Annotated in this window: 13 protein-coding genes; 11 read left to right on the forward strand and 2 right to left on the reverse strand. The window is 67.8% G+C overall.

Going from position 1 to position 13,637, the window contains the following annotated elements; genetic code table 11:
• The first annotated feature begins 402 nt into the window (after positions 1 to 402).
• The 3 genes from ACT9TC_RS14335 to ACT9TC_RS14345 all read left to right on the forward strand — a co-directional run bounded on the left by ACT9TC_RS14335 (position 403) and on the right by ACT9TC_RS14345 (position 4,004).
• Complete coding sequence (locus tag ACT9TC_RS14335; RefSeq protein ID WP_458042943.1) at positions 403 to 1,800, forward strand: hemolysin family protein; 1,398 nt, start codon at positions 403 to 405, stop codon at positions 1,798 to 1,800.
• Positions 1,797 to 2,843, forward strand: a complete 1,047-nt coding sequence (locus tag ACT9TC_RS14340) for a hemolysin family protein (RefSeq protein ID WP_458041132.1) — start codon at positions 1,797 to 1,799, stop codon at positions 2,841 to 2,843. Before ACT9TC_RS14335 ends, ACT9TC_RS14340 begins: the two co-directional genes overlap by 4 nt.
• Before the next feature lie 69 nt (positions 2,844 to 2,912).
• On the forward strand, positions 2,913 to 4,004 hold the full coding sequence (locus ACT9TC_RS14345) for an epoxide hydrolase family protein (RefSeq protein WP_458041133.1): 1,092 nt from the start codon (positions 2,913 to 2,915) through the stop codon (positions 4,002 to 4,004).
• A 36-nt stretch (positions 4,005 to 4,040) separates the two neighbouring features.
• Here ACT9TC_RS14345 and ACT9TC_RS14350 read toward each other — a convergent pair whose 3' ends face one another.
• Positions 4,041 to 5,129 (reverse strand): NADH:flavin oxidoreductase/NADH oxidase, encoded by a 1,089-nt coding sequence (locus ACT9TC_RS14350; protein WP_458041134.1) that lies wholly within the window; start codon positions 5,127 to 5,129, stop codon positions 4,041 to 4,043.
• Positions 5,130 to 5,170: 41 nt separating this feature from the next.
• On the opposite strand from ACT9TC_RS14350, the gene ACT9TC_RS14355 reads away from it, so the two are divergent.
• The 6 genes from ACT9TC_RS14355 (at position 5,171) to ACT9TC_RS14380 (ending at position 11,234) form a co-directional block, all read left to right on the forward strand.
• Positions 5,171 to 6,097: an ADP-dependent NAD(P)H-hydrate dehydratase gene (locus tag ACT9TC_RS14355; protein WP_458041135.1), complete on the forward strand. Its 927-nt coding sequence runs from the start codon at positions 5,171 to 5,173 to the stop codon at positions 6,095 to 6,097.
• 62 nt (positions 6,098 to 6,159) lie between these two features.
• Complete coding sequence (locus tag ACT9TC_RS14360) at positions 6,160 to 7,428, forward strand: hypothetical protein (RefSeq protein WP_458041136.1); 1,269 nt, start codon at positions 6,160 to 6,162, stop codon at positions 7,426 to 7,428.
• A 14-nt stretch (positions 7,429 to 7,442) separates the two neighbouring features.
• Positions 7,443 to 7,781: a thiamine-binding protein gene (locus ACT9TC_RS14365; protein WP_458041137.1), complete on the forward strand. Its 339-nt coding sequence runs from the start codon at positions 7,443 to 7,445 to the stop codon at positions 7,779 to 7,781.
• 183 nt (positions 7,782 to 7,964) lie between these two features.
• Positions 7,965 to 9,146 (forward strand): MFS transporter, encoded by a 1,182-nt coding sequence (locus ACT9TC_RS14370; RefSeq protein ID WP_458042944.1) that lies wholly within the window; start codon positions 7,965 to 7,967, stop codon positions 9,144 to 9,146.
• Positions 9,143 to 10,543, forward strand: a complete 1,401-nt coding sequence (locus tag ACT9TC_RS14375; protein ID WP_458041138.1) for a TrkH family potassium uptake protein — start codon at positions 9,143 to 9,145, stop codon at positions 10,541 to 10,543. Before ACT9TC_RS14370 ends, ACT9TC_RS14375 begins: the two co-directional genes overlap by 4 nt.
• A complete protein-coding gene (locus tag ACT9TC_RS14380; RefSeq protein ID WP_458041139.1) occupies positions 10,536 to 11,234 on the forward strand; it encodes a potassium channel family protein in 699 nt (232 codons plus the stop codon). Before ACT9TC_RS14375 ends, ACT9TC_RS14380 begins: the two co-directional genes overlap by 8 nt.
• 20 nt (positions 11,235 to 11,254) lie before the next feature.
• On the opposite strand, the gene metX is transcribed toward ACT9TC_RS14380, so the two are convergent.
• Positions 11,255 to 12,460, reverse strand: a complete 1,206-nt coding sequence (gene metX, locus ACT9TC_RS14385; RefSeq protein ID WP_458041140.1) for a homoserine O-acetyltransferase MetX — start codon at positions 12,458 to 12,460, stop codon at positions 11,255 to 11,257.
• A gap of 226 nt (positions 12,461 to 12,686) precedes the next feature.
• Between metX and ACT9TC_RS14390 the strand changes: the two genes are divergently transcribed.
• Complete coding sequence (locus ACT9TC_RS14390; protein WP_458041141.1) at positions 12,687 to 13,070, forward strand: hypothetical protein; 384 nt, start codon at positions 12,687 to 12,689, stop codon at positions 13,068 to 13,070.
• The gene (locus ACT9TC_RS14395) at positions 13,067 to 13,633 is read left to right on the forward strand and encodes a TetR/AcrR family transcriptional regulator (RefSeq protein ID WP_458041142.1); all 567 of its coding nucleotides are present in this window, start codon (positions 13,067 to 13,069) and stop codon (positions 13,631 to 13,633) included. The genes ACT9TC_RS14390 and ACT9TC_RS14395 overlap by 4 nt, the downstream gene beginning before the upstream one ends.
• Positions 13,634 to 13,637: the final 4 nt, after the last annotated feature.

Consider the following 13,637-nt stretch of genomic DNA (forward strand, 5'->3'; position numbering starts at 1 on the left):
GGCCCGATCGGGGGAGGAGCCGTCGCCCGTGTTGGCGCCCCGGCCGCGGATTCACCCGGATCCGTCCGGAGCCACACGATGGCGCCAGTTTGCGGCATCCGCTAAGTCGATCGGTGGCGCGGATGTCGGGAACTGGCGCCGTCGTGGGGTTCGGATGTCGCGGGCTGGCGCTGCCGTGGGCCGAAGTGAGCCGCTGTGGGCCGCCGTGACTCGAAGGGAGCCGAAGTGAGCCGAAGCCACCCGAAGCGACCGAAGCCGTCGGAAGGCCGTGGACTCAGCGAGAGCGAGTCCGCGGTCCTCGGGTAAACTCGACCCCACGATGGACGACCCCCCCAGTTGTAGACGCTCGCCCCACCGCCCGATCGAACCCGCGAGGGTCGACGCGTGACGTACGAGTTGGTCATGCTGGGGGTGGGGCTTCTGCTCATCGTGGGCACCGGCCTTTTCGTGGCCAGCGAGTTCGCCCTCGTCAATCTGGATCGCGCTGATCTCGAAGCGCGCCGCGAGCGCGGTGAGACCCGCCTGTCGTTGACGATCGGCGCCCTGAAGATCACGTCGACTCATCTATCGAGCGCGCAGTTGGGCATCACGCTCACGACGCTCCTCACGGGTTACACCATGGAGCCCGCGCTTTCGAGTCTGTTGCGCCCCGTGCTCACGGGATGGGGACTGCCCGAAGCGGCGGTCTCGCCGATCGCGGTCATCGTCGCCATCTCGGTCGCGACGATCTTCTCGATGATCCTCGGCGAGCTCGTGCCCAAGAACTTCGCTCTGGCCCTTCCGCGGCAGACCGCGAAGCTCGTGTTGCCGTTTCAGGTGGCATTCACCATGGTGTTCCGTCCCGCGATCGTGCTGCTGAACGGCTCGGCCAACGGCGTTCTGCGTGCCATCGGCATCGAACCCAAAGAAGAGTTATCCGGCGCCCGGACCGCTGAGGAACTCTCCTCGCTCGTCCGTCGTTCGGCGAGCGCCGGCCTCCTCGAGCAGGACACCGCGTCGCTCCTGAACCGCACCCTCCTCTTCGCGCGACTCACGGCCGACGACGTCATGACCCCTCGCCCGAGCATGCACGTCGTTGCGCGTGACGACTCCGCCGACGACGTCATCCAGCTCGCGCGTCGCACGGGCCACAGCCGCTTCCCCGTCATCGGCGACTCGCTGGACGACATCCTGGGCGTCGTGCATCTGAAGGCGGCCGTCAGCGTCCCGCGCGAGAAACGAGCGGATGTCCCGGCCGCTGCCCTCGCGACGGAACCCCTGCGCGTCCCCGAAACCGTCCACCTCGACGTTCTGATCGCCGAGCTTCGTGCCCGCGGCTACCAGCTCGCGATCGTCGTCGACGAGTACGGCGGAACAGCCGGTGTCGTTACCCTCGAGGACCTCGTCGAAGAGATCGTCGGCGAGGTGTCGGATGAGCACGACCGCAGCCGCGCGGGACTTGTCCGCGGCAAAGATTCGGTGACGTTCCCCGGCAACTGGCGACCGGACGAGCTGCAGGACCGCACGGGCATCCGCGTGCCCGAGGGTGAGGTCTACGACACGATCGGGGGATTCATCATGAGCCGCCTCGAGCGCATTCCCTCGACGGGTGACACGGTCGAGACGGATGCCGGTGTGCTCAGCGTTCAGCGGATGGACGGGCGACGCGTCGACCGCATCCGCTACACACCTCGCCCCAACGAGGCCGATGGTCTCGACAACGAGCCGTCGCAACTCACGGGAGCCGAGCGCATTTTGCGGGGCCGCGGGACTGAACCGAATCGTCGCGGCGCCGCGACGAGGAACGGGGGTGCCTCGTGAGCGATTGGGTAGGAATCGTCTGGTTGGTCGTCCTTCTGGCGTTCAACGCGTTCTTCGTCGGCGCCGAGTTCGCCGTCATCTCGGCTCGACGCTCGCAGATCGAGCCGCTCGCCGAGAAGGGTTCCCGCGCCGCGAAGACCGCGCTGTACGCGATGGAGCACGCGACGCTCATGCTCGCCACTTCGCAGCTCGGCATCACGATTTGTTCGCTGCTCATCCTGAACGTCTCGGAACCGGCGATCCACCACCTGCTCGCGGTGCCGTTCGGGCTGACCGGGCTGTCGGAAGCCGTCGTCGACGTCGTCGCATTCGTCGTCGCGCTGCTGATCGTGTCGTACTTGCACGTGGTTTTCGGGGAGATGATCCCCAAGAACCTCGCGTTCTCGATCCCCGACCGCGCCGTGCTCATCCTCGCCACGCCGCTCGTCTGGGTCTCCAAGGTGTTTCACCCCGTCATCGCAACCCTCAACTGGATCGCGAACGCGGTGCTGCGCCTGTTCCGCGTCGAGCCGAAGAACGAGGCCGCATCGACCTTCACCCTCGACGAGGTCGCGACGATCGTGAGTCAGTCGACCAGCGAGGGTGTTCTGGATGACTCGTCGGGTGCGCTCGCCGCGGCGATGGAGTTCACCGACAAGAAGGCGCGCGACATCGCGGTGCGCTTGGATCAGCTCGTAACCCTGCCCGAGACGACGACGCCGGCGCAGATCGAGCGTGCCGTCGCGGTGCACGGGTTCTCGCGCTACGTGATCGTTGATGCCGCGGGCGAGCCGGTGGGCTACGTGCATCTGAAAGACGTCCTGCGGTCGGCGGATGTCCCGGATGAGCGACTCGATAAACCCGTGCCCGCCAAGCGGATCCACCACATGGTTCCGGTGCAAGAGACGACGGACCTCGAGGACGCACTCGCGACCATGCGTCGCACGGGTCGCCACCTCGCGCGGGTGCGCGACCAGAGGGGCGAAACGACCGGTGTGCTGTTCCTCGAGGACATCATCGAAGAGCTCGTCGGAGAGGTGCGGGACGCGACACGTCGGCGTTGAGCGGCCCTCGTGGGTGCGCCGTTCGCGGTGGTACGAGTCGAGTCGGTGGCGGGGTCTAGCGTGGGCCGCATGACCCCGTTCCGTATTGACATCCCGCAGACCGTCCTGGATGACCTCGCCGATCGTCTGGCGCGCACCCGATGGCCGGATTCGGTCGCCGATGATGACTGGTCGTGGGGAACGGACCCGACGGCGTTGCGGACGCTCGTCGGTCGGTGGACGAACGGCTACGACTGGCGCGCAACCGAGGCGCGGTTGAACGCTCTCGAACACGTGCGGGTCGGAAGCCCCGCGGTGCACGCGATCCGTGCGGGAACGCCGGGAATGACCCCGCTTCTGCTCGTGCACGGGTGGCCCGACTCGTTCGTGCGGTTCGAAAAGGCGCTGCCGCTGCTCGCCGACAGGTTCGACATCGTCGTGCCGAGCATTCCCGGCTTCGGGTTCTCGGACCGACCGACGGAGCCGGGCTCGGGCGCCGCTCGCGTCGCGGACCTGCTGGCCGCCACGATGTCGGAGCTCGGCTTCGACCGCTACGTCGTGCACGGCGGTGACGTCGGCAGCACGATCGCGGAGACGATCGCGCACCGTCATGCGGATCATGTGATTGGAGTGCATCTCGGCGATGTGCCTTTCTGGCACCGATACACCCTCGATCCGGCATCTCTCGATGACGACGAGACGGCGTGGGCCGACTCGATGGCCGAGTGGAGCCAGAGAGAAGGTGCCTACGCGCTCTTGCAGCGCACAAAACCACAGACGCTCGCGTACGCCCTCACCGACTCACCGATCGCTCTCGCGGCGTGGTACCTCGAAAAGTTCCGTGCCTGGAGCGACAACGGCGGTGACGTTTTCAGCGTGTTCACCCCCGACGAGCTGTTGGATGACATCACTCTGTACTGGGTGACAGCTACCGCCGCCTCGGCGGCACGCTACTATCGCGACTCGGCGCTGCACCCGACGGGTACAACCGGTGCGGCGCCCGTTCCTGCCGGATTCGCGATCTTCCCGAAAGACATCAATCCGGCACCGCGTGTTTATGCCGAGAGATTCTTCGACGTGCGTCGGTGGACGAGGATGCCGCGCGGGGGCCATTTCGGACCGTGGGAGCAACCCGAGCTGTTCGCCCGCGAGCTGCGCGCGTTCGTCGACGACCTGGGGTGAACTCCGTTCGGGCTGGCCCGCCGGTCTGGCCTGGGGTCAGGCCGATCGCGCCGGGATGAGCGCCGCCCGGGCGTACTGCGCAGGCCAGAGGTCGACGCTCTCGCCGAGTTCGACCGCGGCGCGCAGTCCGAAGTGCGGGTCGCGAAGCCATTCCCGGGCCGCGAAGATCGCATCTGCGTCGCCCTGCTGCAGGATCTCTTCCGCCTGCGAACCCTCGGTGATCGAGCCGACTGCGCTCACGAGCAACCCGGTTTCGCGACGCACGTGCGCCGCGAGAGGAACCTGGTACCCGGGCCCCGTCACGATCTGCTGGTGCGCGACCAGTCCGCCGCTCGAGATGTCGAACAAGTCGGCGCCCGCCTCGGCGGCCCACACCGATACGGTCGCTGTTTCTTCGACGCCCCAGCCACCCTCGGTCGCATCCGTGCCCGAGAACCTCACGAACAGGGGCACCGCGTCGCCGACCTCAGCACGTACGGCGGCGACGATGCGGAGCAACAGGCGGGACCGATTCTCAAGGCTTCCGCCGTACTCGTCCGTGCGCTGGTTGCTGAGCGGCGAGAGGAACTCGTGCAGGAGGTACCCGTGAGCGGCGTGAATCTCGAGGATGTCGAACCCGGCCTCGATCGAACGACGCGCCGCCGAAACGAACCCGTCGACGATGGCTTCGATGCCGGCCGCATCCAGTTCGCGGGGTTCGGCGTATCCGCGGTAAGCGATGGCCGAGGGAGCGAAAGTCGTCCAGCCGCCCTCGTCGAGACCCACGCTGCCGTGCCCTCGGCCGGCGAACGGCCACCAGGTCGATGCCTTGCGGCCGGCGTGGGCGAGCTGAATACCCGCCACCGCCCCGCGGCCGTGGATCGACGCGACGATCGGGGCCCATGCATCCCGCTGCTCGTCCGTCCAGATGCCCGTGTCACGCGGCGAGATGCGACCCTCGGCCATGACGGCGGTCGCCTCCGCGACGATCAGGCCTGCGCCGCCGGACGCGAACTGAGCGAGATGAACGTGGTGCCAGTCGTTCGGCACGCCCTCTTCCGCGCTGTACATGCACATGGGGGCGACCCACAGCCGGTTCGCGATCTCGGTCGCGCGGATGGTCATGGGCTGGAACAGCAGGCTCACAGGGGCTCCTCGGAGAGATGGCGCGGCGGTAACGTGTGGGGATGTCGTATCCGTCGCCGTGGACTGCAGCCGAGACGGCCGCGCACCTGCAGAGGCCAACGGACAACGACGACAAGTATTCCCGCGGCGTCGTCGGAATGCGAACGGGCTCGGCCCGGTACCCGGGCGCGGCGGTGCTCGGGGTCGAGGCCGCATGGCGTGCGGGCGCCGGGATGGTGCGCTACATCGGACCGGACGCTGCGGCATCCATGGTCCTGGCGCGTCGTCCCGAGACCGTGCGTGGGTCGGGACGTGTTCAAGCGTGGGTGATCGGTTCGGGAATGCCGGTCGGCGACGCCGACGGTGACGCGGACGATGACGCCGACACGGAGGAGGGCGCGGGGTTCGCTGACATTCTGCACGGTGCGGAACCGGTCGTCGTCGACGCGGGGGCGCTCGGCTTCGCGGGCGCGACGGCGCCGCGCGTGCTGACCCCGCATCGGGGAGAACTCGCCCGCCTGCGGCGGAACCTCGGGCTCTCTCGCGAGTGGTCGGATGACGCATCCGCCGCGCGCGACACCGCGGCCGAGACAGGGGCAACGGTGCTGCTCAAGGGTGCGCGCACGTGGGTTGCGACACCGGGCGGATGGCTGGGGTTGGTCGAATCCGGGGCGCCCTGGCTGTCGACCGCGGGTACGGGCGACGTGCTGGCCGGTGTTGTGGGCGCACTCGTCGCGGCGCGCAGCTCGGCGGTGATCGCCGACCCCGAGATCCTCGGGCCGCTCGCAGCCTCCGCGGCGTGGCTGCATGGAGCTGCGGGCCGGATCGCCTCGGGGATGGGGCCCAGCGGCCGCGACCCGGAGCGCGACTCCGATCGCGACTCCGATCTCGACTCCGATCTCGATGGCAGGGCCGGGCGGGGACATCCGCTCGTCGCCCTGGAGGTGGCAGAGGCGATCCCGACGGTATGGGCACGACTCACGGCGTAACGCTTCGCGCATCCTCCAGGGGCGGGGCGGGAGAGCTCGGAACGCGCGCTTAGGATGAGCGGGTGTCGGGTGGGCTGTGGCGGGAGTGGATGAAGCACCGCACTGTCTTGTGGGTCGCCTTCGCCGTTGTGCATCTGAGTGTCGCGGTCCTCGGATGGGTGCTCCCGAACCAGCCCATGGGCGATGTCTACCTCGTGTACGAACCGTGGGCCGACGCCGCGGTCGATGGACGCGAGATCGTTGGTATCACGACTCCGTTCGTGTATCCGCAGCTCGCACTCGTGCCCATGATCCTCGCGCGTGCCCTGGCGTGGCTCGGCGGCTACATCATCGCGTGGTCGATCCTCGTGACGGCACTGAACGCGATCGCCTTCGCCCTGCTCATCGGACGCGCCCGGTCTCGCGCCCGCGTCTCTGCCGCCTGGTTCTGGCTGGCGTATGCGCTGCTGCTCGGCCCGATCGGGATGTATCGGATCGATGCCGTCACCGTGCCGTTGGCCGTTGCGGGTCTGCAGTGGCTCGCGGCCCGTCCGGCCGTGGCGACGGCGCTGCTGGCGGTCGGGACGTGGATCAAGATCTGGCCGGCCGCGCTCATCGCCGCGGCGGTCGTCGTCCTTCGTCGCCGGCTGACGGTGATCGGTTCCGCCGCGCTCGTCACCGCTCTCGTGCTCGTTGGGATCATCGTGCTCGGCGGATGGGCCCACGCCCTCGACTTCATCGACGAGCAGACCGGGCGTGGCTTGCAGCTCGAGGCGCCCGTCAGCACCTTCTACCTCTGGCAGGCCGTCGCGGGGGTTGCGGGCTCGTTCGCCTTCTATGACACCGACGTCCTGACCTACCAGGTGACGGGTCCCAGCGTCGATATCGTGATCGCCGTGATGACACCCCTGCTGGCGGTTGCGGTGGCGGGCATCGCCGGGCTGGGCGCATACAAGGTGTGGTGCGGCGCGTCATACGTGCGTCTGCTGCCGCCCCTTGCGCTCGCCTTGGTTCTCGTGTTGATCGTGTTCAACAAGGTCGGCTCGCCCCAGTTCCAGACCTGGCTGATCGCACCGCTCGTATTCTGGATCGTCTGGGATCGAACGCGCGCGACCACGGTGGCCGCGTTGTCGCTGGTCAGCGCCGCGTTGACGCAGGTCGTCTACCCGATCGTCTACGGCGGGGTGCTGAACACGCAGCCCGTGCCCGTCGCTCTGCTCACCGCCCGGAACATCATCACGATCGTTCTGCTTGTCATCATCGTTGCGGCGCTCGTTCGGGTGCCGACCCGCTCCGCGGCGACGATCAGCGCGCGCAAGCGCGACCCTCGCCGTTTCACGTCCGCTCGCTGATCCTCGGGAGAATCATGCTCATCGCCTTCTCGGTAGCCCCCAGCGGCGCCCCCAGTGGCCCGACGGACTCCGGCGCCGCCGCGGATGGTTCGGTCCACGACGCGGTCGCCGCGGCGGTGCGCGTGGTGCGCGAGTCCGGTCTGCGCCATCGCACGAGCTCGATGTTCACCGAGATCGAGGGGGAGTGGGATGAGGTCTTCGATGTGGTGCGTCGGGCGACCGAGGCTGTGATGCCGTTCGGCTCACGGGTGTCGCTGGTGCTCAAGGCCGACATCCGCCCGGGTTACTCCGGCGAGATCGACGGCAAGATCGAGCGGCTGGAGCGGGCGCTCGACGAATCGGCCGGCGCCTAGCCGAGGCATCCGTTTCGCGGGTTCTTTTGCGCAGGGGGCTCGTCCGAATCGTTTCGAATGGCGGGGTAGTATCGCTCGGTGACATCCGCAGCGCCTTCCGATATCGGTCGCTCACGCGTCCCGACCCGACGGGTTGCGACCTGGGCTCTCATCTCGCTCGCGGTCGGCAGCTTCGGCATCGGTATGACCGAGTTCGTCATCATGGGTCTGCTTCCCGAGATCGCACATGATCTGCTCCCGACGGTCTGGGCGAGTTCGCCCGACGACGCGATCGCCCAAGCCGGATGGCTGATCTCGCTCTATGCGCTGGGTGTTGTCGTCGGGGCACCCACGATCTCCGGAATTGTCGCCCGTTTTCCGCGCAACCGCGTGATCGTGGCTCTGGCCGCCGCCCTCACCCTGTTCACCGTCCTCACGGTCATCGCCCCGACCTTTGAGCTCGTCGCTCTGTCACGCTTCGGCGCGGGTCTGCCACACGGCGCGTTCTTCGGCATGGGTGCTCTCATCGCCGCCGACGTGCTGGGACCCGGCAAGCGTGCGAAGGGCGTCGCGATCGTCCTGATGGGCCTGACGGTCGCCAACGTCGTCGGGGTGCCGGTCGGCACGTTCCTCGGTCAGGCGAGCGGCTGGCGGCTGGCCTTCCTCGTCGTGGCTGCGATCTTCGCGGCAGCCACCGTCATGGTCTGGGTGTTCGTGCCCGCTCACGCGGGGGATGCGGGACGCACTTTCCGCGCCGAGCTGGGTGTGTTCCGAATCGGCCAGGTATGGGTGACGCTGGCGATCGGTGCCATCGGATTCGGCGGCTTCTTCGCGGTCTACAGCTACATCTCGCCCTTGGTCACCGAGATCTCGGGCAGTCCGCTCTGGGTGGTACCGATCGTGCTCGTCGTGATGGGGATCGGGATGACTGTCGGCAACCTCCTCGGCGGGGTGCTGGCCGACAAGAACCTCCGCGCAACCCTCATCGGGGGTCTTGCCGTGCTCGTGGTGGTTCAGGCGCTCCTGGCAGCGACCGCCGCGTACATCGTGCCGCTCATCGTCTTCATCTTCCTCATCGGGGTCGCATCCGCGGTCACCAGCCCGGCGATTCAAACGCGACTCATGGATGTCGCGGGCGACAACCAGGCGATCGCCGCTGCACTCAATCACTCGGCCCTCAACATCGGCAACAGCCTCGGCGCGGCGCTCGGTGGTGTTGTGATCGCGCTCGGGTGGGGCTTCGTCATGCCGTCATGGGTGGGTGCTGCACTCGCGGCACTCGGTGTCGGTATCGCCGTTGTCGCGTTCGCGCTCGAGTCCCGATCCGCTCCGAGCGCCCGCCGAACACTTCCGGAACCCGCAACGAGGAGTACAGTTCTGCGGTGAGGAAGAGGACGCCCGCCGCGGCGGCAGCGCGCGGTCGGACAGCGGGGCGGGACCGGCAAAAGGGAATATCACGCCATCACCTGCAACCCGCCCAGGCCGTCGTGCTCGGGTTCGCCGCGGCAATCGCCGCAGGCACAGCTCTGCTCATGCTCCCGATCGCCAAGGTCGGGCCGGGCGGGGCGAGCTTCGTCGAGGCGCTCTTCACCGCGACGAGCGCCGTGTGCGTCACCGGGCTGGTCGTCGTCGACACCCCGGTGTTCTGGACGGGCTTCGGGCAGGTCGTCATTCTGGCGCTGATCCAACTCGGCGGGCTGGGCATCATGATCTTCGCGGCCCTGATCGGCGTCGTACTGGCCCGCAAAATGTCGGTGCGGTCGCGGCTGAACACCGCAGCCGAGGCGAAATCCCTCGGTTTGGACGACGTCCGCGGGCTCGTTCGCCGCATCGTGCTGATCTCGGTGATCATCGAGGCCTGCGCGTTCGTCCTCCTGTTTCTGCGCTTTCTGCTCGGCTACGGCTATACCGTGGGCGAAGCCGCCTGGTTCGCCCTGTTCCACGCGATCTCGGCGTTCAACAATGCCGGGTTCGCGCTGTACAGCGACAGCCTCATGGGCTTCGTGAGCGATCCGTTCATCTGCCTGCCGATCGGTGCCGCGATCATCCTGGGTGGGCTCGGGTTCCCCGTGATCATGCAGCTCCGCCGCGAGTTCCGGCGCCCGCTGCACTGGTCGATGAACACCAACCTCGTACTGGCGGTGACTGCCGTCCTGCTCGTGGCGGGAACGGTATACATCACCGCGATCGAGTGGAGCAATCCGGCGACCCTCGGCCGGCTCGACCCGTGGTCGCGGGTTCTCGCCGGCTTCTTCCAGTCCGTGCAGACCAGGACCGCGGGCTTCAACTCGGTCGACGTGGGCGCCATGCGCGACGAGACCTGGCTGGGCATCGACGTCTTGATGTTCATCGGCGGCGGCCCCGCGGGAACCGCGGGCGGCATCAAGGTGACGACGTTCGCCGTGCTGTTCTTCATCCTCGTGACAGAGCTGCGTGGTGAGGGCGCGGTCAACATCTTCGGCAAGCGTCTGTCGCGCGCGGTCCACCGCCAGGCGATCACAGTCGTGCTCATGGCCGTCGGCGCCGTGATCGCGGGCACCGCGCTCATCATGTTCCTGAGCGGCGAGAATCTCGACAAGTCGCTCTTCGAGACGATCTCGGCCTTCGCGACCGTCGGGATGTCGACGGGCATCACCGCTGCGCTTCCCGAGAGCGCCCAGATAGTCCTGGTCATCCTGATGTTCCTCGGACGCATCGGCCCACTCACCCTCGGTTCGGCCCTCGCGCTCCGCGAGCGACGGATCCTGTACGAACTTCCGAAAGAAAGGCCGGCCATTGGCTAAGTTCCCGCAGTTCGGCGCCAGCGAACGATCGCGGCGCATCGCCGAGGCTGACTCGGTGGCCGTGATCGGGCTCGGCAGGTTCGGGCGATCGCTCGCGCTCGAGCTCATGGCATCCGGAACCGAGGTGCTCGGCATCGACCTCGACGAAGACATCGTCCAGTCCCTCAACGGCGAGCTCACGCAGGTCGTCCGCGCCGACTCGACCAAGCGTGAGGTGCTACATCAGCTCGCGATCGACGAGTTCGACCGCGTCGTCGTGTCGATCGGCGGCAACATTTCGGCATCCATCCTGACCTGTTCCGTGCTGCTCAACATGAACATCCCGGTGATCTGGGCCAAGGCCGTCAACGATGAGCACGGGCTGATCCTGGAGCAGCTCGGGGTGCACAAGGTGATCTATCCCGAGAAAGACATGGGGCGTCGCGTGGCGCACCTCGTCCGCGGAGCGGCGCTCGATTTCATCGAGATCGCGCCGGGCTACGCGATGGTCAAGGCTCCCGTGCCGGCCTCGATTCAGGATGTTCCGCTCGGCTCGACGGGCCTCCGCAAGTCGCACGGCGTGACAATTGCCGCCTACCAACACGACGATGTGTGGGACAACGCCGACAACCAGACGGTTCTGCGCGCGGGAGACACGATTCTCGTGGTGGGCAAGACGCGTTCCGCGGAAGGTTTCGCTCAGCTTCGGTAGGCGCGCCGCTGCCTGCGCCGCTAATCCTCGAGCAGGCGCCGGAGGTGCGTACCGACGACGTGGGTTTCGATGAGGAAGCCGTCGTGCCCGTAGTCGCTCGTGATGACGGTAGGGGAGTTGCCGTCGAGCGTGTTCGGGATGGCCCGGGCGATCCGCTCCTGTCCCTCGACGGGGAACAGCCGGTCGCTGTCGATACCCAGCACGAGCGTGCGCGCCGTGACCTGTGCCAACGCCTGTTCGACGCCACCGCGATCGCGACCCACGTCGTGGGAGTTCATCGCCTCGACGAGGCGGATGTAGCTGTTCGCGTCGAAGCGCCGCGTGAAACGGTTGCCGTGGAAGTCGAGGTAGGACTCCACGGCGAAGCGGCCGCCGTGACCGAGCGGGCTCACGCCCGACTGCCACGACCGCTGGAAGCGCTGGTTGAGCTCGGTGGGGCTGCGGTAGTTCAGCAGCGCCATGCGTCGAGCGAGGGCGAGTCCGCGGTGAGGACCGTCCCCGTCGCCCGCGTCGTAATATTCCCCGCGCTGGAATCGCGGGTCGATCGCGATCGCGTCGAGCTGTACCGAGTTGAGCGCGATCTGATCGGCCGTGGTGAGCGGGGGAGCCGCGATGATCGCCGCGCGCGCGACGCGATCCGGATGCCCCGCCGCCCATTCGAGCGCGTGCATCCCGCCCATCGAGCCTCCGACAACGCCGGCCCAGGCTTCGATGCCGAGCTCGTCGGCGAGCTGCGCCTGCGCGGCGACCTGGTCGCGGATCGTGACGTAGGGGAATCGCTCCGCCCACTCGTACCCGTCGGGTGCGATGCTCGCGGGTCCGGTCGAGCCCTGGCATCCGCCCAGCATGTTGGGTGCGACGACGAACCAGCGGTCGGTGTCGATCGCGGCACCGGGGCCGACGATGTCGGACCACCAGCCGTCGGTCGGATGGCCGGGCCCCGCGGGTCCTCGGACGTGGCTGTCGCCGGTCAGGGCGTGCAGGATCAGCACGGCATTGTCGCGCGCTGCGTTCAGCTCACCCCAACTCTCGAAGGCGAGGCGGAAGCTGGGCAGCTCTGCTCCGCCCTCGGTGCGGAAGGGCCCGAACGCGGCGAAACGACGGTCGCCGACGGGGTCGCCGTCGCGCCAAGCGCCGGTGGCGGGCGGTCGGCCTAGCAGCATCCGCGCGTCGGCCTCCGTCACCGGCATCGCCGGATAGGTGTCCTCAGAGCTCTGCCAGTCCATCAGGCCATTCTTGCGTGCCCGGCTATGGGTGGGCCGTCACGTTACGCCCGAAAGCCCCGTCCCGCCCACTCCCGCGGTCGACTTGGGGCGCCGGAAATCCGTTGGGGCGCGGGCACCCGCGCCCCAACGCGAACCCGACGCCCCAAGCCGTGGCGGATCGCGATGAAGGAGTAGGAGTTGAGCAAGCGCCCAAGGCGTTTGCTCAACATTTCATCAAGGAGCCCGGATGTCCGTCATCTTTACCGCCATCGCGTGTTTGCTCGTCGCGCTTGCCTTCACACTGACGCCGATGGCGCCAGGTGGGCAGGTCGACACCCGCGATTTCTCGGAACTGCCGCGCTGGCAATTCAACCTGTTCAACGTGTTCTTGATCAGCCTCGGGGTCGCGAGCCTCGCAACCGCAGGATTTGCGATCGCCGAGGTCGGCGGCAGCCTGGTCGTCGCACTCGTCATCGGCTTCCTGTACACCGCGGTTTTCGCGCTCGACCTCGGGCGCGTGTTTCCGGTCGTGAAGGATGCTCTGCCGTCGCAGCTGCTCGTGCTCGAGGTCGCAAGCCTCGCACTCGCGGGCGTCGTCATGACCCTCGCGATCAAGGGCCTCGTGTCGTGAGTCCGGATGCGCCGATGGTGCGCCTGCTGGATGCGACCGAAGCCGTCATCGCCGACGAGGGATGGTCGGCCGCGACGACACGCCGCGTCGCGGATCGTGCGGGTCTCGCGCAGGGACTGGTGCACTATCACGCGGGCAGCATAGATAACTTGCGACGCGAAGCGACCATACGGGCGATCCGGCGATTTTTCGATCAGCCGATGGCTGCGTTCGACCCGACGCCCGCCGGTGTGGTCGCGTGGGTGACAGAACTCGTCAGTCCCGGGCCGGGCGGAGCGTCCGCGAGCCGCGAGTTGCGCCTGCTGCACGAGTCGCTTCCGGCGGCTGGTCGGGACGAGGCGCTGCGCGTCGAGATCGCCACCTTGCTCGACGTATACCGTGGGCGAATCGCGTCGACGCTCGAGTCCGCGGGCGTCGCTCCGGCCGCAGCATCGGCGCTCGCCGCGACGATCACTGCCTCTGTGGACGGCGCGGTGCTGCAGCGATCGCTCGATCCCGGGTTCAACGTCACACCCATCGCCGAGGTTCTCGCCGCGGCTGTCCTGGCCGAGGGGCCCGCCTAGCCGC

The sequence above is a fragment of the Microbacterium sp. HM-570 genome, from assembly GCF_054165885.1.